12 protein-coding genes and 5 pseudogenes are annotated in these 20,343 nt (G+C 72.7%); 4 read left to right on the forward strand and 13 right to left on the reverse strand.

Annotated elements, in window-relative coordinates:
• Positions 1–13 precede the first annotated feature (13 nt).
• The 3 genes and pseudogenes from ACQEUR_RS20680 to ACQEUR_RS20690 all read right to left on the reverse strand — a co-directional run.
• Positions 14–958, reverse strand: a complete 945-nt coding sequence (locus ACQEUR_RS20680; protein ID WP_433033684.1) for an acyl-ACP desaturase — start codon at positions 956–958, stop codon at positions 14–16.
• Positions 959–1,051: 93 nt separating this feature from the next.
• A complete protein-coding gene (gene hisS, locus ACQEUR_RS20685; RefSeq protein ID WP_433033687.1) occupies positions 1,052–2,314 on the reverse strand; it encodes a histidine--tRNA ligase in 1,263 nt (420 codons plus the stop codon).
• Positions 2,315–2,405: 91 nt separating this feature from the next.
• Positions 2,406–3,152: pseudogene (locus tag ACQEUR_RS20690) on the reverse strand (MBL fold metallo-hydrolase); the annotation flags it as partial.
• A gap of 302 nt (positions 3,153–3,454) precedes the next feature.
• Between ACQEUR_RS20690 and ACQEUR_RS20695 the strand changes: the two are divergent.
• Together ACQEUR_RS20695 and ACQEUR_RS20700 are read left to right on the forward strand one after the other, a co-directional pair.
• A pseudogene (locus ACQEUR_RS20695) lies at positions 3,455–4,380 on the forward strand (peptidylprolyl isomerase).
• Between the two features lie 70 nt (positions 4,381–4,450).
• Positions 4,451–5,285 (forward strand): annotated as a pseudogene (locus ACQEUR_RS20700) (peptidylprolyl isomerase).
• Positions 5,286–5,406: 121 nt separating this feature from the next.
• Here the strand turns inward: ACQEUR_RS20700 and ACQEUR_RS20705 are convergent.
• The 8 genes and pseudogenes from ACQEUR_RS20705 to ruvC all read right to left on the reverse strand — a co-directional run.
• Positions 5,407–7,918: pseudogene (locus ACQEUR_RS20705) on the reverse strand (RelA/SpoT family protein).
• A gap of 518 nt (positions 7,919–8,436) precedes the next feature.
• Positions 8,437–8,955, reverse strand: coding sequence for an adenine phosphoribosyltransferase (locus tag ACQEUR_RS20710; RefSeq protein WP_433033825.1), 519 nt, complete (start codon positions 8,953–8,955; stop codon positions 8,437–8,439).
• 118 nt (positions 8,956–9,073) lie between these two features.
• Positions 9,074–10,300, reverse strand: coding sequence for a protein translocase subunit SecF (gene secF / locus ACQEUR_RS20715; protein ID WP_433033690.1), 1,227 nt, complete (start codon positions 10,298–10,300; stop codon positions 9,074–9,076).
• A 1-nt stretch (position 10,301) separates the two neighbouring features.
• Entirely contained in the window at positions 10,302–12,203 is a 1,902-nt protein-coding gene (gene secD, locus ACQEUR_RS20720; protein ID WP_433033693.1) for a protein translocase subunit SecD, read from the reverse strand.
• Positions 12,204–12,355: 152 nt separating this feature from the next.
• Positions 12,356–12,682 (reverse strand): preprotein translocase subunit YajC, encoded by a 327-nt coding sequence (yajC, locus tag ACQEUR_RS20725; RefSeq protein WP_433033696.1) that lies wholly within the window; start codon positions 12,680–12,682, stop codon positions 12,356–12,358.
• Positions 12,683–12,817: 135 nt separating this feature from the next.
• Positions 12,818–13,885: a Holliday junction branch migration DNA helicase RuvB gene (ruvB, locus tag ACQEUR_RS20730; RefSeq protein ID WP_433033699.1), complete on the reverse strand. Its 1,068-nt coding sequence runs from the start codon at positions 13,883–13,885 to the stop codon at positions 12,818–12,820.
• Positions 13,882–14,484 (reverse strand): Holliday junction branch migration protein RuvA, encoded by a 603-nt coding sequence (ruvA, locus tag ACQEUR_RS20735; RefSeq protein WP_433033702.1) that lies wholly within the window; start codon positions 14,482–14,484, stop codon positions 13,882–13,884. Before ruvA ends, ruvB begins: the two co-directional genes overlap by 4 nt.
• A gap of 83 nt (positions 14,485–14,567) precedes the next feature.
• Positions 14,568–15,083 (reverse strand): annotated as a pseudogene (gene ruvC / locus ACQEUR_RS20740) (crossover junction endodeoxyribonuclease RuvC); the annotation flags it as partial.
• Between the two features lie 201 nt (positions 15,084–15,284).
• On the opposite strand from ruvC, the gene ACQEUR_RS20745 reads away from it, so the two are divergent.
• Complete coding sequence (locus ACQEUR_RS20745; RefSeq protein ID WP_433033704.1) at positions 15,285–16,139, forward strand: 3-hydroxybutyrate dehydrogenase; 855 nt, start codon at positions 15,285–15,287, stop codon at positions 16,137–16,139.
• Between the two features lie 38 nt (positions 16,140–16,177).
• Positions 16,178–18,100, forward strand: coding sequence for a helix-turn-helix domain-containing protein (locus ACQEUR_RS20750; protein WP_433033707.1), 1,923 nt, complete (start codon positions 16,178–16,180; stop codon positions 18,098–18,100).
• Positions 18,101–18,150: 50 nt separating this feature from the next.
• On the opposite strand, the gene ACQEUR_RS20755 is transcribed toward ACQEUR_RS20750, so the two are convergent.
• Together ACQEUR_RS20755 and ACQEUR_RS20760 are read right to left on the reverse strand one after the other, a co-directional pair.
• On the reverse strand, positions 18,151–18,759 hold the full coding sequence (locus ACQEUR_RS20755; RefSeq protein WP_433033710.1) for a TetR/AcrR family transcriptional regulator: 609 nt from the start codon (positions 18,757–18,759) through the stop codon (positions 18,151–18,153).
• 10 nt (positions 18,760–18,769) lie between these two features.
• On the reverse strand, positions 18,770–20,341 hold the full coding sequence (locus tag ACQEUR_RS20760) for an MFS transporter (RefSeq protein WP_433033713.1): 1,572 nt from the start codon (positions 20,339–20,341) through the stop codon (positions 18,770–18,772).
• Positions 20,342–20,343: the final 2 nt, after the last annotated feature.

A 20,343-nucleotide genomic window follows, 5' to 3' on the forward strand; every position in this document is an offset into this window, starting at 1 on the left:
GGAAGGGCCCCTCCTAACGCGCCAGCCGCGCGCGACGGGCGTCCCGCTTCTCCTCGAAGCGGGACGCCGCCCGCTCCAGCACATCGAGTTGGCCGGTCAGCTCCTCGCGGGCGGCCTCGCCGTCGCCGTCCAGTCCGGTGACGTTCCAGATGTCCCACTGCCGCAGCACCGGCAGCAGCACCTCGTCCCGGTGCAGCCGCAGGTCGTAGATGCCGGCCAGGGCGATGGCCACCGACTTGCGGGCGAACCCCTCGATGCCGTTGCCCGGCATCTGGAAGTCGGCGACCACGTCGGCCACCGCCCGCATCGCCTGGCTCGGTGCCAGCTCGAAGGCGGCGGCGAGCAGGTTGCGGTAGAAGAGCATGTGCAGGTTCTCGTCCGCGGCCACCCGGGCCAGCAGCTGTTCGCAGCGCGGGTCACCGGTCACCCGCCCGGTGTTGCGGTGCGAGATCCGGGTGGCCAGCTCCTGGAACGACACGTACGCCAGCGAGTGCAGCACCTCGTCGTCGTGCGGGTTGACGTAGCCGGCGGACATGTGTGCCATCCGGGCCCGCTCCAGCGCCACCGGGTCGACCGCCCGGGTCACCGTGAGGTAGTCCCGGATCGCCGTGCCGTGCCGCGCCTCCTCGGCGGTCCACCGGTGCACCCAGGTCCCCCAGGCGCCGTCCCGGCCGAAGAGCGTCGCGATGTGCTGGTGGTACGACGGCAGGTTGTCCTCGGTGAGCAGGTTGACCACGAGCGCGGTCCGGGCCACCTCGGGAATCACGCTGTCCTGCGCCGTCCAGGCCTCGCCGTCGAGGATCCCGTCGAAGGTCCGCCCCTCGCTCCACGGCACGTACTCGTGCGGGAACCACTCCCTGGCGACCTCAAGATGCCGGTCCAGGTTACGGGCGACGACCGGCTCCAACTCGACGAGCAGGGCGGTCTGGCTGAGCGGGGCGGTGGGGGTGACGGTCACGAGCTCTCCCTACGGTGGCGTAACTTACGCAAGCGTAGGTCAAGACCGTCACCCCGGCCACCGCAAGACTCGGCGCCGACTTGCCGAAGTAGGTCACGCCGGCAGCGCCATTTCCGGGGTCGCCTGGACCTGGTCGCCGGAACGGATGTCCTTGACCTCGTCACCGGCACCGTCCGCGCCCGGGAACCAGACGTACGGGATACCGCGCCGCTCGGCGTACCGGATCTGCCGGCCGAACTTCGCCGCCGACGGGGAGACCTCGGTCGCGATGCCCCGCCGCCGCAGCACGTCCGCGATCCGGTTGCACTCCGCCCGGCGTTCCTCGGCCGGCAGGGCGACCACCACGCAGGTGGGCACACTGCGGGAGATCGACAGCGCGCCCGCCCCGAAGAGCAGGCCGAGCAGCCGGGTCACCCCGATCGAGATGCCGACCCCGGGGAACCGGCTGCCGCCGTCGCTGGCCAGGTCGTCGTACCGGCCACCGGAGGCGATCGAGCCGAAGCGCTCGTACCCGCGCAGCTGGGTCTCGTAGACCGTGCCCGTGTAGTAGTCCAGGCCGCGGGCGATCCGCAGGTCGGCCACGCAGAGCCCGGGGGTGTGCTCGGCCGCGGTCTCCATCACCGCCACCAGCTCGGCCAGTCCCTCGTCCAGCAGCGGGTCCGTCACGCCCAGCGCCCGCACCGCGTCGACGAACGAGGTGTCCGGAGCGGAGATCTCGGCCAGCGCCAGGCACGCCTTGGCCTGCGCCTCGCTCGCCCCGGCGGTCTCGGCGAGCAGCGCCGCCACCCGGTCCGGACCGATCTTGTCGAGCTTGTCCACCGCGCGCAGCGCGGCCACCGGATCGGTCAGCCCGACACCCCGGTAGAAGCCCTCGCAGACCTTGCGGTTGTTCACCTGGATCAGGATCGGCAGGCCCTCGGACGCGCCGAGCGGCAGCCCGCCGAGCGCGTCACCGAGGACCAGCGGCAGCTCCGCCTCGTAGTGCGCCGGCAGGGTGTCCCGGTCGACGACGTCGATGTCGGCCTGGACGAACTCGCGGTAACGCCCCTCCTGCGGACGCTCGCCGCGCCACACCTTCTGGATCTGGTACCGGCGGAACGGGAACTGCAACCGCCCGGCGTTCTCCAGCACCCACCGGGCGAACGGCACGGTCAGGTCGAAGTGCAGCCCCAGGGCGCTCTCACCCGCAGGTGGTGCCCCCTCCTCCTGGAGCCGGCTGAGCAGGTACACCTCCTTGGAGGTCTCGCCCTTGCGCAGCAACTGGTCCAGCGGCTCCACCGCGCGGGTCTCCAGCGGCGCGAAGCCGTACAGCTCGAAGGTGCGGCGGATCCGGTCGAGGACGTACTGCTCGATCATCCGCTGCGGCGCAGTTCACCGGGAAGCCGGATCGGAGAAGGTTGCGATGTTCTCGGCCGGATCTCCGCGCCGGTTGGGCGCGAGCGGGATTACCAGCCGCGGGTGGGCGCCGCGGCCCGTCGAGGTCGGCCACCTCGATCAGGTACGGATTGCTCGCCCGCTCGCGGCCGATGGTGGTCGCGGGGCCGTGGCCGGGCAGCACGACGGTGTCGTCGGCGAGCGGGAGGATCTTCTCCCGCAGGCTGGTCATCATCGTCGGCAGGCTGCCGCCCGGCAGGTCGGTGCGGCCGATCGAACCGGCGAACAGGACATCGCCCGCCAGGCAGATCTGCTCCGCCGCCCAGTCCACCCCGGGTGGAAGGGGCAGGTCGGACCGGATGGCCGGGCCCACGCCCGGCAGCCGGAACAGCACCGACCCGCCGGTATGGCCCGGCGCGTGGTCGACGGTGATCTCCAACCCGGCCAGTGCCAGGGTCGCCCCGTCGGTCAGCTCCGCCACGTCCTCCGGCTCCGCGTACGGCAGCCGGCCGCCGAAGAGCCGCGTCAGGTCGGCGGAGAGCCCCTTGGTCGGGTCGGCGAGCATCTCCCGGTCCCCCGGGTGCACGTAGGCGGTGATCCCCCGGGCGTCGCAGACGGGCGCGACCGAGAAGGTGTGGTCGAGGTGGCCGTGGGTCAGCAGCACGGCGGCCGGGCGCAGCCGATGCTCCGCCAGCAGGGCGTCGAGCTGGTCCACCACCCCGATGCCCGGGTCGACGACGACACACTGCTCTCCGGGCGCCGTCGCGACCACGTAGCAGTTGGTGCCGAAGGCGTCCGCGGGGAAGCCGGCGACGAGCACGTCCGTTCCTCTCCCTGCGACTGGTCCCTGCACGACTGGTTTCGCCCACCCTATCGGCACCGGTCCGGTGGCCCGAGCCAGATACCCGTCCGGCGGGCACCACGGGTCACACTCATGACCTCCGATGGCTTCCCGGCGACCTCGTACACGACTTTCCCAGCCGATACCCGTACACTCTGGCGGGCGTGTGGCGTGCCGCACTTCGACGCTCGGGCGACAGCACGGCGACCAGCGGCGACAACGCATCCAGGGGCCGACATTCAGGGGTGGGCCCTCACGGGTAAATGGAAAGGGGAGCGCGGGTGGCTTCCAGCAGGGACCGGCAGCGCAAACTGGCGCGGGCCAAGCTCGACCGCCAGATGGCCCGGCGGGCCGCCACCACGCGCCGCAAGCGGCAGGTCCGGGCCGGCATCGGGTCCGCCGTGGCGCTGCTGCTGATCGTGCTCGGCTCGTTCTGGGCGCTCGGCGGGTTCGACCGCGAGCCGTCCGAGGACACCGCCGGATCGGACATCTGCGCCTGGACCAGTCAGGACGCGCAGTCGAACCCCAACCTCAAGGACGTCGGCACACCCCCCACCCGCGACCTGCCCGACAGCGGGACCCGGCCGATGACGATCACCACCAACCAGGGTGCGCCGGTCACGGTGGACCTCGACCTGGCCAACGCGCCCTGCTCCGCCGCCAACTTCGCGCACCTGGCCGGCAAGTCGTTCTACGACAACACCACGTGCCACGAGATCACCGCCGAGGGAGCGCTGCGCTGCGGCGACCCGAGCGGCACCGGCATGGGCGGCCCCACGTACACCTTCTTCAGCGAGAACGTCCCGGACGCCCCCAGCCGGATCCCTCGGCCAGCCCCTCCGCCAGCCCGAGCCCGTCGGCGAGCGGCCCGGCCGGGCAGCCCCCGCTCTACCCCGCCGGTACCGTCGCGCTGATCGGCAGCGCGCCCGGCGCCAACGGCAGCCAGTTCCTGATCTTCTTCAAGGACTTCAGCCCGGCCGAGCCCGGCTACCCGATCGTCGGCAGGGTCACCGGTGGGCTCGACGTGATCAAGAAGATCGGTGCCATGGAAACCGTGGACAATGGTTCCGGGACCAAAATCAAGCCGAAGACCGACGTGGTGATCCAGAGCCTCACCGTGGGCGAGCCCAACTCCGGTGCCGGCGCCACCCCGTCGGCCCCGGCGGGGTCGCCCTCGGCCGACCCGACGGTCGCCGGGCAGCCCTGACACTGTTCGAGATCAGCCAGCTCAGCGGCGGACGGAGCCGCGCGCTGTACATAGCCCAGGAGGAGCCACCGTGACGTCCACCAGAGAGCGGCAACGCGCCGCGGCGCGGGCCGCTTTCTCTCGAGAGGGAAATGGCCGAGCGCGCCGCTGCGGCCCGCAAGCGTCGCCAACTACAGGCGAGCATCGGCGCGGGTGTGGCGTTGCTGCTGGTGGTCGCCGGCACCGTGTGGCTGGTGGTGAACCTCGGCGACGACGGGGACACCGGCACCAACCAGGCCGCCGGCGCCACCTGCTCGTGGACGGAGATCCCGGCCGAGCAGCGCAGCCCGCAGACCAAGGACGTCGGCCTCCCGCCCGGCACCGCCAAGAACACCGGCAGCCAGACGATGACGATCGACACCAACCTCGGTCCGATCACCGCGAAGCTCAACCTCTCCGCCGTACCGTGCACCGCGGCCAGCTTCACCCACCTGGCCGAGAAGAAGTTCTTCGACAACACCAAGTGCCACCGGCTGGTCACCGAGGGCCTCCAGGTCCTCCAGTGCGGCGACCCGGGCGTCACCGGCAACGGGTGGAAGGAGACCGACGGCACCGGCGGTCCCAGCTACCGGTTCGCCGAGGAGAACCTGCCGACCGACAAGCGGCCGCCGTACCCGGCGGGTGTGGTCGCGATGGCCAACTCCGGTCAGCCGGGCAGCACGGGCAGCCAGTTCTTCATCGTCTACGGCGACTCGCAGCTGCCCGCCTCGTACACCGTGCTGGGCACCGTCACCACGGGCCTCGACCTGGTCGCGCAGGTCGGCGCGGCCGGCCACGACAACGCCTTCGCCCAGCAGGCCGGCGGCGGCCACCCCAAGAAGGAAGTCCTGATCAAGAGCCTCAGCATGAGCGCTCCGGTCGGGTAACTCCGGCACCCCGGCAGACCACGCGTCCGCCGTCGCCCGGCCGCAGGGCCGGGGGCGGCGGACGCGCCGTTTCGGGGTACGGAACGAACGGGCGGCCCCCGGCGCGCCAGGCGACCGGGGGTCAGGCGCCGGAGGTGACCCGGTAGGCGTCGAAGACCCCGTCCACCTTGCGGACCGCGGCGAGCAGGTGGCCCAGGTGCTTCGGGTCGGCCATCTCGAAGCTGAACCGGCTCACCGCCACCCGGTCCCGGGTGGTGGTGACCGTCGCGGAGAGGATGTTCACCCGCTCCTCGGAGAGCACCCGGGTCACGTCGGCCAGCAGCTTGTGCCGGTCGAGCGCCTCGACCTGGATGTTGACCAGGAACGTGGAGGCCGAGGTGAGCCGCCAGCTGACCTCGACGATCCGCTCGGTCTGCACCTTGAGGTCCTCGGCGTTGGCGCAGTCGTCGCGGTGCACGCTCACCCCGCCGGAGCGGGTCACGAAGCCGAACACGGTGTCCGGCGGGACCGGCGTACAGCAGCGGGCGAGCTTGATCCAGACGTCGCTGACCCCCCGGACCACCACGCCCGGGTCGCTGTTGCTGCCGCCGCGCCGTGGCGGTCGGGTGGCGACGGCGGTCTCGGCGAGGTCCTCGGCCGCGCCCTCCTCCCCGCCGTAGCCCGCCATCAGGCGCTGGACCACGGTCTGGGCGGAGACCTGGCTGTCGCCGACCGCCGCGTAGAGGGAGGCGACGTCGGCCAGGTGCAGGTCGCGGGCGATGGTCATCAGGTTGTCCGAGGTCAGCATCCGCTGCAACGGCATGCCCTGCTTGCGCATCGCCTTGACGATCGCGTCCTTGCCGGCCTCGATCGCCTCCTCGCGCCGTTCCTTGTTGAAGTACTGCCGGATCTTCGTCCGGGCCCGGGGGCTCTTGACGAAGCCCAGCCAGTCCTGGGTCGGCCCGGCGGTGTCCGACTTCGAGGTGAAGATCTCGATCACGTCGCCGTTGGAGAGGGTCGACTCCAGCGGCACCAGCTTGCCGTTGACCCGCGCGCCGATGCACTTGTGCCCGACCTCGGTGTGTACGGCGTAGGCGAAGTCCACCGGCGTCGAGGCGGTCGGCAGCGGGATCACGTCACCCTTGGGGGTGAAGACGTAGACCTCCTGGCTGGACAGGTCGAAGCGGAGCGCGTCGAGGAACTCGCTCGGGTCGCTCGCCTCGCGCTGCCAGTCCAGCAGCTGCCGCAGCCACGTCATCTCGTCGATGTGGGCCGGCGGGCCGACGACGGTCTCGCCCTTCTTCTCCTTGTACTTCCAGTGCGCGGCGATACCGAACTCGGCGGTGCGGTGCATCGCGTACGTGCGGATCTGCATCTCGACCGGCTTGCCGCTCGGCCCGATGACCGTGGTGTGCAGCGACTGGTACATGTTGAACTTCGGCATCGCGATGTAGTCCTTGAACCGGCCCGGTACGGGCTGCCAGTTCGCGTGGATCACACCGAGCGCCGCGTAGCAGTCCCGGACCGTGTCGACCAGGATCCGCACGCCGACCAGGTCGTAGATGTCGTTGAAGTCCCGGCCCCGGACGATCATCTTCTGGTAGATCGAGTAGAGGTGCTTGGGCCGGCCGGTGGTCTCCGCCTTGATCTTGGCGGACCTCAGGTCGACCTGCACCTTCTGGGTGACCTGCCGCAGCAGTGCCTCGCGCTGCGGCTGGTGCTCGCCGATCAGCCGGTTGATCTCCTCGAACCGCTTGGGGAACAGCGTGCCGAAGGCCAGGTCCTCCAGCTCCCACTTGATCGTGTTCATACCCAGCCGGTGGGCCAGCGGGGCCAGGATCTCCAGCGTCTCCTTCGCCTTCTGCTCCTGCTTGGTCCGGGGCAGGAAGGTCAGGGTCCGCATGTTGTGCAGCCGGTCGGCGAGCTTGATCACCAGCACCCGCGGGTCCTTGGCCATCGCGACGACCATCTTGCGGATCGTCTCCGCCTTGGCCGCGTCGCCCAGCTTGACCTTGTCGAGCTTGGTGACGCCGTCGACCAGCAGCGCGACCTCGGCACCGAAGTCGAGCTTCATCTGGTCGAGACCGTAGTCGGTGTCCTCGATGGTGTCGTGCAGCAGCGCCGCCACCAGGGTGGTGGTGTCCATCCCCAGGTTGGCCAGGATGGTGGCGACCGCGAGCGGATGGGTGATGTACGGGTCACCGGACTTGCGGTACTGCCCGGTGTGCCAGCGGGCCGCGGTGTCGAAGGCGCGTTGCAGCACTCGGGCGTCCGCGGACAGGATGGGCCATCCGGTGCGTCGCGATCAGCGGCTCCAGCACCTCGCTCACCTGCGAGGTCTGCCAGGGCGCGTTGAACCGCGCCAGCCGGGCGCGGACCCGTCGGCCGGTGGGCGCGTTGGCCAGCGCGAAGCTCGACCCGGCAGCGCCGTTGAGCGTGCCGTCCGGGGTGTCGGCGCCGTTGACCGGCCCAGCCGGAACGCCGGCGCCGTTGACGGGCAGGCCGGTGCCCGCGGCGGGCGCGCCGCCCGGAGCCGAGCCGTTGGTGGGAGCGACCGGGGCACCGGCGCCGCCGTTGGCCGAGGGACCGTCCGTGGACCGGGGCGGCGGATCGGCCGCCTGGCCGTCGGCGTCGGCCGCCTCGATGGTCCGCACCGACGTGGCGGAGCCGTCCGGGACCGGGCTGGTTGCGGCCGGGCTGGCCGGGGCGGGGCTGGCCGGGGTCACCGAGCCGGACCCGGCGGCGGAACTGGCCACGGCGGGGCCGGACACGGCGGCGGGGCCGGACACGGCGGCGGGGCCGGACACGGCGGCGGGGCCGGCCGGTTCGGCGGCTCCGGTGTCGTCCGTGTCATCGGTACGCCCGGGCGTGCCGTCGGCGGGTAGGGCCCGTCCGGTCGCCGGGGTCGGCTCGGCCACCTCGGCGGCAGACGCCTCGACGTGGCCGTCAGCCTCGTTGGTGGGGTGCACCGTGCCCTCCGCCGGAGGGGCGACATCGTGGGACACCGGCCTCCTCAACACCTCGCCGGGAATGAGCCGACCGTAGCCGGTCGACCCGGTCCTACGCCAGCCGGGCGCACCTCGCGACACCAGACCAGAAGGGCAATCGTACCCGCCCCGGGGCCCTGCCGGCCGTCCGCCGGGCGGACCGACCGAGGCACACCGGCACTCGGCTAAACAGTCAGAAGGGCATGAACCGGTCGGGACGTCAGCCGCTCCCGGCCGCCCAGGAAACTCAACTCCAACAGCACGGTGAAACCGGCGATTGTTCCGCCGGCCCGCTCGACCAGGTCCAGGGTCGCCCGAGCCGTCCCGCCGGTCGCGAGTACGTCGTCCACCACCAGGACCCGGTGCCCGGCCGTGAACGCGTCCTCGTGCACCTCGAGGGTCGCCTCGCCGTACTCCAGCTCGTACGAGGCGGAGTGCGCCGCCCGGGGCAGCTTGCCGGCCTTGCGCACCGGCACCACCCCGACCCCGGTGGCGTACGCGATGGCGGCGGCCACCACGAAGCCCCGCGCCTCGATGCCGACCACCACGTCGAACGAGTCCCGCCCGTGGTGCTCCACGATCCCGTCGATCACCTGGCGGAACACCGCCCCGTCGGCGAAGAGCGGCGTGAGGTCCTTGAACGCGATGCCCGGTTTGGGAAAGTCGGGCACGTCGAGCACCCGGCTGGCCACCAGCCGGGCCATCGCCAGGCCGCTGTCGCCGCGTACCTCGCGGGTCTCCGTCACGGGTGCTCCTCTCGGCGAAGCGTCCCACGGACCGGTGTCGGCCCGTGGGACGCTCACGTCATCGTTCGTGCCGGGCTCAGCGGCGCTTGCCGCCACCACCCGGCCGGCTGCCACCGGAGCGACCGCCCCGGGCGCCACCGGACCGCTTGCCGGACGGCCGGGATCCGACCTTCGGCGAGGTGCCGGCCAACGCCGTCCCCGCGGTCTCCGCCGCCGGCTCCGCGGCGACCGGCACGGCCGCCGGTTCGTCGGCCGGGCTCGACTGGCTCGGCTGCTGCCGGGCCGGCCGGCGCGCGGCGGTGGTCTCCCGGCCGCCACTGGCCCGGCGGGCGAGCACCCGCTGGGTGTGCGACTTGATCCTCGGCTCCCGGTCCTTGAGCGTGACCAGCAGCGGGGTGGCCAGGAAGATCGACGAGAAGAACGCGCAGCCCATACCGACGAAGAGCACCAGGCCCAGGTCCTTCAGGGTGCCGGCGCCGAGCAGGCCGGCACCGATGAAGAGCAGACCACCGACCGGCAGCAGGGCCACCACCGAGGTGTTGATGGACCGCATCAGGGTCTGGTTCAGCGCCAGGTTGGCCGCCTCGGCGTACGTCTGCGTGCTGCCGCCCGTGATGCCCCGGGTGTTCTCCTGGATCTTGTCGAACACCACGACCGTGTCGTACAGGGCGAAACCGAGGATGGTCAGGAAGCCGACGATCGTCGACGGGGTGACCTCGAAGCCGACCGCCGAGTAGACCCCGGCGGTGAGGATCAGGTCGAGGGCCAGACCCGCCACCGCGGCGATCGCCATCCGCAACTCGAAGCGGAGCACCAGGTAGCCGGTGACCAGCACCAGGAAGATCGCCAGACCCATCAGGGCCCGCTCGGTGACCTGGCTACCCCAGGCCGCGCTGACCCGGTTGTCGCTGACGTCGTCGGCCGGAATACCGAGATCGGCGGCCAGCTCGGCCCGTACGTCCGTGGCCTGCTGCTGGTCCAGCGGCGAGGTACGGAACAGGTAGGTGGCGTCACCGACCCGCTGGCTGGAGACCACCTCGGCCGGCCCCTCCGGGGTCGACACGTCGGCGAGCGCCTCCTCCACCGCGCCCTCGGCCCGCTGCATGGTGCCGACGCTGGTCGGCACCTGGAACTCGTTGCCGCCCTTGAACTCGATGCCCAGGATGAAGCCCTGGATGACGAAGCTCAGCACGGTCAGCAGCACCAGGCCGCCGCAGATGCCGAACCAGAGCTTGCGGCGCGGCACGATCCGGAGGCCGGCTTCACCGCGGTACAAGCGGCTGGCGAGACCACTCCTGCTCATCTCAGGCCTCCTTCACACGGGTCTTGCCGGTGGTCTGGATCTCCCCGTCACCGGGTTGGTGCAGTGCCCGGCCGAGCCCGCTGACCCGTGGTGAGAGGAACGCCGGGGTACGCGCGAACATCGTCATGATCGGATGCCGGAACAGGAAGACGACGACCAGGTCGAGAACGGTGGCCAGGCCGAGCGCGAAGGCGAAGCCCTTCACGGTGCCGGCCGAGACCAGATAGAGGACGACCGCCGCCAGGATCGAGATGGCGTTCGCCGAGATGATCGTCCGGCGGGCCCGGACCCAGGCCCGGGGCACCGCGCTGCGCGGACTCCGGCCGTCCCGGATCTCGTCTTTCAGGCGTTCGAAGTAGATGACGAAGGAGTCCGCCGCCACGCCCAGGGAGACGATGAAGCCCGCGATCCCGGCCAGGGTCAGGGTGAAGTTGATCTGCCGGCCGAGCACGACCAGCGCACCGAAGACCAGCAGGCCGGAGAGGACCAGGCTGAGGAAGATCACCGAGCCGAGCAGCCGGTAGTAGAAGAACGCGTAGACGACGACCAGCAGCATGCCGATGCCGGCGGCGAGCAGGCCCGCCCGCAGGTGCTCGGTGCCGAGCGTCGCGGTGATGTTCTGCGCCTCCTGCGGCTCGAAGGTCAGCGGCAGCGCGCCGTAGCGCAGCTGGCTGGCCAGCTCGCTCGCGGTGGCGTTGGTGAAGTCGCCGGTGATCATCGAGTTGCTGGTCAGCACGCCCTGGATTTCCGGCGAGGAGATGATCTCGTTGTCCAGCACCACGGCGACCCGGCACTTGCCGCTGTCACCGAGGGCCGCCTGGTCGCAGGCGCCGCCCTCGTTGTTGAAGGCCTCCCGGGTGAGGTTGGTCCACTTGCCCTGGCCGTCGCTGCTGAAGTCCAGGCTGACCACGTACTGGCTGCTGGTCTGGTCGAGCACGCCGTCGGCGTCCTCGACGTCGGTGCCCTGCACCTTCGCCACGTCCAGCAGGTTCTTGAACTGGCCGTCCTCGCAGGCGACGACCTGCTGGTCCTCGGCCTTGATCGACCCCGGCGGGCGCTGGTCCAGCTTCTCGCAGGTGATCGTCGGCACGTTGAACTGGATGTTCGCGGGCAGGACCCGGATCTCCTGCGCGGTCAGGCCCTCGAACGGCTTGAGCTTCGCGGCGAGCGCCGGGTCGGCGGCGAAGTCCGCCGGCGCCTGGAGCGCGGTGGCCGCCGCCCAGGCCTCCGGACCGACCTTCTGCTGTACGGCGGCGCGGAGCTGCTCGGTGGTCTGGTCGACCGGCGGCGGGGGCGCGTTCGGGCTCGCGCTGGCGCTCGGCGAGGCCGGCGCGGAGCCGCTGGGCGTCGGGGCCGGCGCCATTCCGCCCTGGCCACCGCCGGCACCCGGGGAGCCGGTCGCCGCCGCGCCACCGGCCGGCGGCGAGGCGCTGCCGGACGGGGCGGGGCTGCCGGACGGCGCCGGGCTGCCCGAGGGGGCCGGCTGGGCCGCGCTCGGGCCGGCACCGTCGGCGGTCTTGAGCACCTTGCGGAACCGGAGCTCGGCCGGGGTACCGACGTCGTTCAGGTCGGCGTTCTGGCCGGGCACCGAGATCACGATGTTGCGGTTGCCCTCGGTGACCACCTCGGCCTCGGCGACGCCACGGCCGTCCACCCGCGCCTGGATGATCTCGCGGGCCCGCTCCAGCGACCCGGCCGGCGGCGCCTGACCCGCTTCGGTCGTCGCCTCCAGGGTCATCCGGGTGCCGCCGATGAGGTCCAGACCGAGCTTGGGCTCGAGCCGGTCCGCCCAACTGCCCTTGGCTCCTGCGGCGAAGAACACCAAGAGGTAGAGGACGGTGAAGATCAACCCGAGCACGGCCAGCTGCCGTCCGGGTCGCATCTGTCCCTGAGGTGGTGCCACGGCTGTCCTGTCTCCCTGCGCGGTCGGCCGCTAGTGGTGGGCGGCGTACGGGGCGCCGGCCTGTCCGGCGACGTGCGTACCGCACCGGTGGCGCGTACCACCGGTCCGGCTATCTATTATTTTCGATGGCATGACCCACCCGACGGGCGGGGTCACTCCTTGGCTTCGACCTCGTCCGGCACCTGCTCGATGCGCTCGACCTGCTTGGTGACCCGGGCGATCGCGGGCCGCGCGTAGCGGGTCTGCACTCCGGGCGCCACCTCGAGCATCACGGTCTCGTCGTCGACCGAGGTCACCGTGCCGTAGAGGCCGCCGATCGTGACCACCTCGTCGCCGGGGCCGATCGCGGACTGCATCTGCTCGGCCTCGCGACGCCGCTTCTGCTGCGGACGGATCATCATGAAGTACATGACGCCGAAGAGCAGGACAATCATGAGGATCGGCATCAGACTGCCGGCCCCACCGCTCTGTGCTGCCATTGGCACTGTTATGACCTTCCCATCGGCCTCGTCCGGGATGCCGGAGCGGAGGCAGGAACTCACGTCCTGTACAAACCGGGGCGAGTCTAGTCCCTGTGCCTGAGAACACCGAATGCGGCACGGATCACGTTCGTATCACGCGTCCGGCGGGGCTGCGGAGAAGAGGTCGGGCGCCGGGGCAGGGGCGGCACCAAAAGCCCCGTTCGGGGGCGTACGCCCCAGATGGTGCCAGGCCCGCTCGGTGGCGACCCGGCCCCGGGGCGTACGGGCCAGCAGGCCGGCCCGGACCAGGAACGGCTCGCAGACCTCCTCCACGGTGTCCGGCTGCTCCCCCACCGCCACCGCGAGGGTGCTCAGGCCCACCGGCCCGCCCCGGAAGGAGTCGACCAGCGCGGTCAGCACCGCCCGGTCCAACCGGTCCAGCCCCAGGTCGTCCACGTCGTAGACCCGCAGCGCGGCCCGGGCCACCTCCAGGGTGACCATCCCGTCCGCCCGGACCTCGGCGAAGTCCCGGACCCGGCGCAGCAGCCGGTTGGCGATCCGCGGCGTGCCCCGGGACCGCCCGGCGATCTCCACCGACCCGGCGTCGTCGATCGGCACCCCGAGGATCCGCGCCGAGCGCCGCAGCAGCACGTCCAGCTCCTCGGCGGTGTAGAAGTCGAGGTGGGCCACGAACCCGAAGCGGTCCCGCATCGGCCCGGTGAGCAGCCCGGACCGGGTGGTCGCGCCGATCAGGGTGAACGGCTCGACGTCCAGCGGAATGGCGGTCGCCCCCGGCCCCTTGCCCACCACCACGTCGACCCGGAAGTCCTCCATCGCGCTGTAGAGCAGCTCTTCGGCCGGCTTGGCGATCCGGTGGATCTCGTCGATGAAGAGCACGTCGCCCTCGGCCAGGCTGGTCAGGATCGCGGCCAGGTCGCCGGAGCGCTCGATCGCCGGGCCGCTGGTGACCCGGATCCCGCTGCCCAGCTCGGCCGCGACGATGTTGGCCAGGGTGGTCTTACCGAGGCCGGGTGGGCCGGACAGCAGGATGTGGTCCGGCGGGGTGCCCCGGCCCATGGCGCCGCGCAGCAGCAGGTCGAGCTGGTCGCGTACCCGGTGCTGGGCGACGAACTCGGCCAGCCGCTTCGGCCGTACGGTGGCCTCGGCGTCCCGCTCGGCGTCGCTGGCGTACGCCGAGACCAGCCCCTCCGCCTCGGTCACCGGGTCCTGCCCAGCAGCCGGATCGCCTGCTTCAACAGCACCGGCACCGGTGGCGTCTCGCCGTCGACGGTCTCCGCGACGGCGGCGACCGCCTGGTCGGCCTGCCCGGCCGTCCAGCCGAGCCCGACCAGCGCCTGGCGCACCTGCTCCGGCCAGGCCCCGGCGGTCACCCCGGCCGCGCCGTCCGCCCCGACCGGCACCGGTCCGATCCGGTCCCGCAGCTCCAGGACCAGCCGCTCGGCGCCCTTCTTGCCGATCCCGGGCACCCGGGTCAGGGCGCCGGTGTCGGCGTTGGCGATCGCCTTGCGTACCGCGTCCGGGGTGTGCACCGCGAGCACGGCCTGGGCCAGGCGCGGCCCGACCCCGCTCGCGGTCTGGAGCAGCTCGAAGAGCTGCTTCTCCTCGTCGTCGGCGAAGCCGTAGAGGGTCAGCGAGTCCTCCCGGACGACCAGGCTGGTGGCCAGTCGGGCGGGCGCGCCGACCCGGAGCCCGGCCAGGGTGCCCGGCGCGCACTGGACCGTCAGGCCGACCCCGCCGACCTCGATCACCGCGCCGTCCGGGGAGAGCCCGGCGACGACTCCGCGCAGACTGGCGATCATGCTGATCCTCTCCTGGGTGGCGTGCCCGGCCGCGCCGCCCGCTGCCGGGCCGGCGCGGGTCGCGTCCCGTCCGGCGTCGCCGCCCGTGCGCGGGCCGCGGCGGCCGCCTCGGTGAACCGGGCCCGGGTGCCGCCCCGCCAGATGTGGCAGATGGCCAGCGCCAGCGCGTCGGCGGCGTCGGCCGGGCGGGGCGGGGCGTCCAGCCGCAGCAGCCGGGTGACCATCGCCGTCATCTGGGCCTTGTCCGCCTGCCCCGAGCCGGTCACCGCGGCCTTCACCTCGCTCGGGGTGTAGGTCTGCACCGGCAGCCCGGCCCGGGCACCGGCCAGCACGGCGACCGCGCTGGCCTGCGCGGTGCCCATCACGGTACGGACGTTGTGCTGGCTGAACACCCGCTCCACGGCGACGCTGGCCGGCTGGTGCTCGGCGACCAGGTCGGCCAGGGTGCGGTCCAGGTGCAGCAGCCGCAGTGGCAGCTCGTCACCCGGGTCGGTGTGGATGACGTAGTAGGCGACCAGCGTGCACGGCCGGCCGGGGACGCCCTCGACCACGCCGACCCCGCACCGGGTCAGCCCCGGGTCGACGCCGAGCACCCGCACGCCGCCCCCTCCCCTGCCGCAGCACGTACGTGTGTTCGACACCCTACTGGTCGGCGTGACGGCCCCGGCGGGTGACACGCCCGGTGCCGCCCGACGCGGCGGTGCCCGCCGGGCCGGGCTCCCGGGGCACATAGCGGCGGGCCGGGATATGTGTGCGCCGCCCATGTGCCACCGACCGGAAGGCTCGTAACTTCTTCCGCCATGACGGTAGAACCCCGGCCGGGTCACCAGCCCGACCAGAGCGTCCCGCCGGACGGCCCCGGACGCGACGGCGGCCGGCGGCGGGATGTGGCCGTCCCCCACGTCGTACGGCTCGACCTGTCCGGCCGGACCGCCCTGGTCACCGGGGGCGGCAGCGGGATCGGCCGGGCCTGCGCCGTCCGGCTGGCGGCGGCCGGGGCGGCGGTCACGGTGCTGGACCGGGACACGGAACGGGCCGAGGCGGTCGCGGCCGAGATCGGCGGCCGGGCGGTCGGGGTGGACCTGGCCGACCCGCGGGCCATCGCGCGGATCGACGCCGAGGTGGACATCGTCGTCAACAACGCGGGCCTGCAACACGTCGCGCCGGTCGAGGAGTTCCCGCCGGAACGCTTCGCGTACCTGCACCGGGTGATGGTGGAGGCGCCGTTCCTGCTCGTCCGGCGCGCGCTGCCGCACATGTACGCCCGGGGCTGGGGCCGGGTGGTCAACATCTCCTCGGTGCACGGGCTGCGCGCCTCGGCGTACAAGGCGGCGTACGTCTCGGCGAAGCACGCGCTGGAGGGCCTCTCCAAGGTCGTCGCCCTGGAGGGTGCCGCGCACGGGGTGACCGCCAACTGCGTGAACCCGGCGTACGTGCGCACCCCGCTGGTCGAGGGGCAGATCGCCGCGCAGGCGAGCAACCACGGCATCGCCGAGGACGAGGTGATCGAGCGGATCATGCTGGCCCGGGCGGCGATCAAGCGACTGATCGAACCGGAGGAGGTCGCCGAACTGCTCGCCTACCTCTGCTCGCCGGCGGCCTCCTTCATCACCGGCACCTCGATCCCCCTCGACGGGGGCTGGACGGCCAACTGAGCGGCCCCGCGCCGCGAGCTGGCGATCCCCTCCGCAGAATGGACGCCGTGACCTCGCCGATCGAGTTCCTCGAACTGCTGGCCCGGGAGGCCGCCCCGGTGGAGTTCGAGGGTCCGCTGCTGGCTGCCCGGGCGGCCGGCACCACCGCGGACCGGCTGGCCGAGCTGGAGCAGGCGAAGCTGGTGGCACTGCGGGTCCGCGGGCTGCTGGAGCGGCGCCGGCGCCGGGAGGTGGAGCTCTCCGGCCTGTACGACACCGCCGGTGACCTGGCCGGACTGCGGGACGTGGACGCCGTACTGCGCGCGATCGTGCACCGGGCCCGGCACCTGCTCGGCACCGACGTGGCGTACATGACGCTCAACGACGACGAGCGCGGTGACACCTACATGCGGGTCACCGACGGCTCGATCTCGGCGCGGTTCCAGGGGCTGCGGCTGCCGATGGGGGCGGGCCTCGGCGGCCTGGTCGCGCAGACCGGCACGCCGTACGTGACGGCGAACTATCCGGAGGACGAGCGCTTCCACCACACCGGTGAGATCGACGCCGGGGTACGCGAGGAGGGGCTGGTCGCCATCCTGGGCGTGCCGCTGCGGCTCGGGTCGAGCGTGATCGGGGTGCTCTACGCGGCCAACCGGTCGGCCCGGCCGTTCGCCCGGGAGGAGGTCTCGCTGCTGCTCTCCCTCGCGGCGCACGCGGCGGTGGCGATCGACACCGCCCGGCTGCTCGCCGAGACCCGGGACGCGCTGACGGAGCTCTCCGCCGCGAACGCGACGATCCAGGCGCACAGCGCCTCGGTGGAGCGGGCCGCCGCGGCACACGACCGGATGACCCGGCTGGTCCTGCGCGGCGGGGGTGTGGAGGACGTGGCGGCGGCGGTGACCGAGGTGCTCGGCGGGGCCCTGCTGGCGTTGGACGCGCACGGGCGACCGCTGGCCCGGGTCGGCGAGATCGACGAGCCGGAGCGGACGGCCCTGGACGAGGCGGTGGTCGCCTCCCGTACGGAGGGACGCAGCGTCCGGCGGGGTGCGCTCTGGTACGCCGCCGTGGTCGCCGGTACGGAGAACCTCGGCGCGCTGGTGCTGCGCCCGGACGAGGACCTGGTCGACGCCGACCAGCGCATCCTGGAGCGGGCGGCGCTGGTCACCGCGCTGCTGCTGCTCTTCCGGCAGACGGTGGCCGAGGCCGAGGGGCGGGTCCGGGGCGAGCTGCTCGACGACCTGCTGGCCCGGCCGGTGCGCGACGTGGCGGCGCTGCGGGGCCGGGCCGGCCGGTTGGGCGTGGACCTGGACGCCCCGCACGTGCTGGTCGCGGTCGGCGACGACGCGCTGGCCGGCAGCGTCTCGGTCCGGCAGCGGGTCGCCTCCTGGGCCGTCACGTACGCCTCGACGCTCGGCGGCCTGGCCGCGGCCCGGGACGGCCGGGTGGTGCTGATGCTGCCGGGGCGGGACGCGGGCGTGGCGGCCCGGTCGGTGGCCCGGGATCTGGCCCGGGTGGTCAACCGACCGGTGACCGCCGGGGCGAGCGGGCCCTCCACCGGACCGGCGTCGCTGGCGGAGGCGTTCCGGGAGGCGGACCGGTGCCTGCGGGCGCTCTGGGCGCTGGGCCGGACCGGTGAGGGGGCGAGCAGCGGTGAGCTGGGCTTCGTGGGCCTGCTGCTGGGCGCGGTGGACGAGGGCGGCGACCGGGAGGTGGGCCGGTTCCTCGCCGGCACGGTGGGGCCGGTGGTCGACTACGACGCCCGGCGGGGCACCGCGCTGGTGAAGACGCTGGAGGCGTACTTCGGGGTGGGTGGCAGCCTGGCCCGGGCGGCGGAGGTGCTGCACGTGCACGTCAACACCGTCACCCAGCGGCTGGAGCGGGTGGGCCAGCTACTGGGCCCGGAGTGGCAGAAGCCGGACCGGGCCCTGGAGGTGCAGCTCGCGCTGCGGCTGCACCGGCTCCGGGGCACCCCGCCGGGCTAGCGCCGCCGGTCGGGCCGGCGGCGCGCCGGTCGGGTCGGCGGGTGGCCGCCTCAGCGGGCGGCGATGCCGGCGATGACCGCGTCGACGAGCCGCTCCGGCAGGTCTTGTTCGTCCAGGTTGGGGTTGGCGCGCAGCAGTCGCTGCATCACCAGCGGGGCGGTCAGCAGCGCGACGGTGAGTTCCGGGTCGAGGTCGGCGCGGAGTTCGCCGGTCTCGACGCCCCGGCGCAGCACCTCGCGCAGCATCCGCCGGCGCGGCTCGACCAGCTCCTGGTAGAGCCGGTACTGCTCGGGGCTGCGGTTGATCGTGGGCATCAGGCAGGGCATGATCCGCCCGACCCGTGGGTCGGGGTTGTGCCCGGACGCGCCGACCAGCGTGACCAGGTCCTCCCGGACCGACCGGCCCGGGGGCTCCGACGGCGGCGGCTTGAGCCGGCGCAGCGCGTCCTGGAGCAACGCCTCCTTGCCGGTCCAGCGCCGGTAGATCGTCGCCTTGCCCACCCCGGCCCGGGTGGCGATCGCCTCGATCGACAGCGCCTCGATGGTGCTCCCCTCGGCGAGCAGGTCGAGTGCGGCCTCCAGGATCGCCTCGTCCGCGCGGATGCTCCGCGGGCGTCCAGGCGCCCGCGGAGCATCCGTTGTTTCGGTCATGTAAACCATTGTCGCGCGGCTACGAGACCACGGCCAACTCGGGATCGACCGCCGGCTCCGGCGGCCGCGCCGGCTCCTCGACCGGGCGGCCGGGCAGCCAGCGCAGCACCACGACGATGCCGAGCGCGGCGAAGATCGCCGAGAGTCCCGCCGCCCAGTGCATCGCCGAGACGAAGGCGTCGTTGGCGGCGGAGATCACCGCCTGGCCCGCCGGGCCGAGCCGCTCCGCCACCGCGTACGCGCCGGAGACCGACTCGGTGGCCGCGTCCCGGGCCGGTGCCGGGAGCGCCTCGGCGGCGGGTGCGATCTGGTCGCGGTACACCCCGGAGAGCACGGAGCCGAGCACCGCCACGCCGAGCGCGCCGGCGACCTGGCGGACGGTGTTGCTGACCGCCGAGCCCACCCCGGCCTTCTCCCGGGGCAGCGCCGACATGATCGACTCGGTGGCCGGCGGCATGATGTTCGCCATGCCGACGCCCTGGGCGAAGAAGATCACCCCGATGATCCAGATCGGCGTGTCGGCGGTGGCGAAGGCGAACGCGCCCAGCGCCCCGGCGGTCAGCACCAGGCCGACCACGGCGACGGTCCGGCCGCCGTACCGCTTGACCATGGCCGCGCTGCGCGGTGCGAAGACCAGCTGGGCGGCCGCGAACGGCAGCATCAGCAGGCCGGTCTGCAACGGGCTGTAGCCGCGGACGAGCTGGAGGTAGAAGGCGCTGAAGAACATCACGCCCATGGCGGCGAAGAAGACCAGACCGATCACCGCCACCGGGGCCGCGAACTGGGGCACCCGGAACAGCCGTACGTCCAGCGACGGGTAGGCAACCCGCCGTTCCCAGGCCACGAACGCGGCCAGCACCACCAGGCCACCGACGATCGAGGCCCAGACCAGCGGGCGGCCGAAGCCGTGCTCACCACCGTCGATGATGCCGTACGAGAGCAGGACCAGACCGACCACCGAGAGCAGTACGCCGACCACGTCGATCCGGCCGGGCTTCGGGTCCCGCGAGTTCGGCACCAGCAGCGCCGCCGCGACCATGCCGATCAGCACCACCGGCACGTTGATCAGGAAGACCGAGCCCCACCAGTAGTTCTCCAGCAGCAGCCCGCCCAGCACCGGGCCGATGGCCACGCCGAGGCCCACGGCCCCGGCCCAGACCCCGATGGCCCGCCCGCGCTCGCGGGGGTCGAAGACGTTGGAGATGATCGACAGGGTCACCGGCATCACGGCGGCGGCGCCGATGCCCATCAGCGCCCGGGCGCCGATCAGTTGACCGGGACTCTGCGCGTACGCGGAGAGCAGCGAGGCCAGTCCGAAGAGCGCGAGACCGGCCTGGAGGAACCACTTGCGCCCCCAGCGGTCGCCGAGCACGCCGAACGTGAAGAGCAGCCCGGCGAAGACCAGGGTGTAGGAGTTGATGGACCACTCCAGCTGGCCCTGGGTCGCGCCGAGGCCGTGCACCGGGTCGGCCAGCGTCCGCAGGGCGACGTTCAGGACGGTGTTGTCCAGCACGATCACCAGCAGGCTGACGACGAGCACCCCGAGGATGGCCCAGCGCCTCGGGTGCCCGGTGTTGTGGGTTAATTCCATGC

The organism is Plantactinospora sp. CA-290183 (genome assembly GCF_050936375.1).
Classification (GTDB): Bacteria; Actinomycetota; Actinomycetes; order Mycobacteriales; family Micromonosporaceae; genus Plantactinospora.

What these genes read in the sequence shown, in the direction of transcription:
- hisS (WP_433033687.1), bottom strand. Translation starts at nt 2,314, where the DNA reads ATGATCGAGCAGTACGTCCTCGACCGGATCCGCCGCACCTTCGAGCTG.
- ACQEUR_RS20710 (WP_433033825.1), bottom strand. Translation starts at nt 8,955, where the DNA reads ATGGCCCGGCTGGTGGCCAGCCGGGTGCTCGACGTGCCCGACTTTCCC.
- secF (WP_433033690.1), bottom strand. Translation starts at nt 10,300, where the DNA reads ATGAGCAGGAGTGGTCTCGCCAGCCGCTTGTACCGCGGTGAAGCCGGC.
- yajC (WP_433033696.1), bottom strand. Translation starts at nt 12,682, where the DNA reads ATGGCAGCACAGAGCGGTGGGGCCGGCAGTCTGATGCCGATCCTCATG.
- ruvA (WP_433033702.1), bottom strand. Translation starts at nt 14,484, where the DNA reads ATGATCGCCAGTCTGCGCGGAGTCGTCGCCGGGCTCTCCCCGGACGGC.
- ACQEUR_RS20745 (WP_433033704.1), top strand. Translation starts at nt 15,285, where the DNA reads ATGACGGTAGAACCCCGGCCGGGTCACCAGCCCGACCAGAGCGTCCCG.
- ACQEUR_RS20750 (WP_433033707.1), top strand. Translation starts at nt 16,178, where the DNA reads ATGGACGCCGTGACCTCGCCGATCGAGTTCCTCGAACTGCTGGCCCGG.
- ACQEUR_RS20755 (WP_433033710.1), bottom strand. Translation starts at nt 18,759, where the DNA reads ATGGTTTACATGACCGAAACAACGGATGCTCCGCGGGCGCCTGGACGC.
- ACQEUR_RS20760 (WP_433033713.1), bottom strand. Translation starts at nt 20,341, where the DNA reads ATGGAATTAACCCACAACACCGGGCACCCGAGGCGCTGGGCCATCCTC.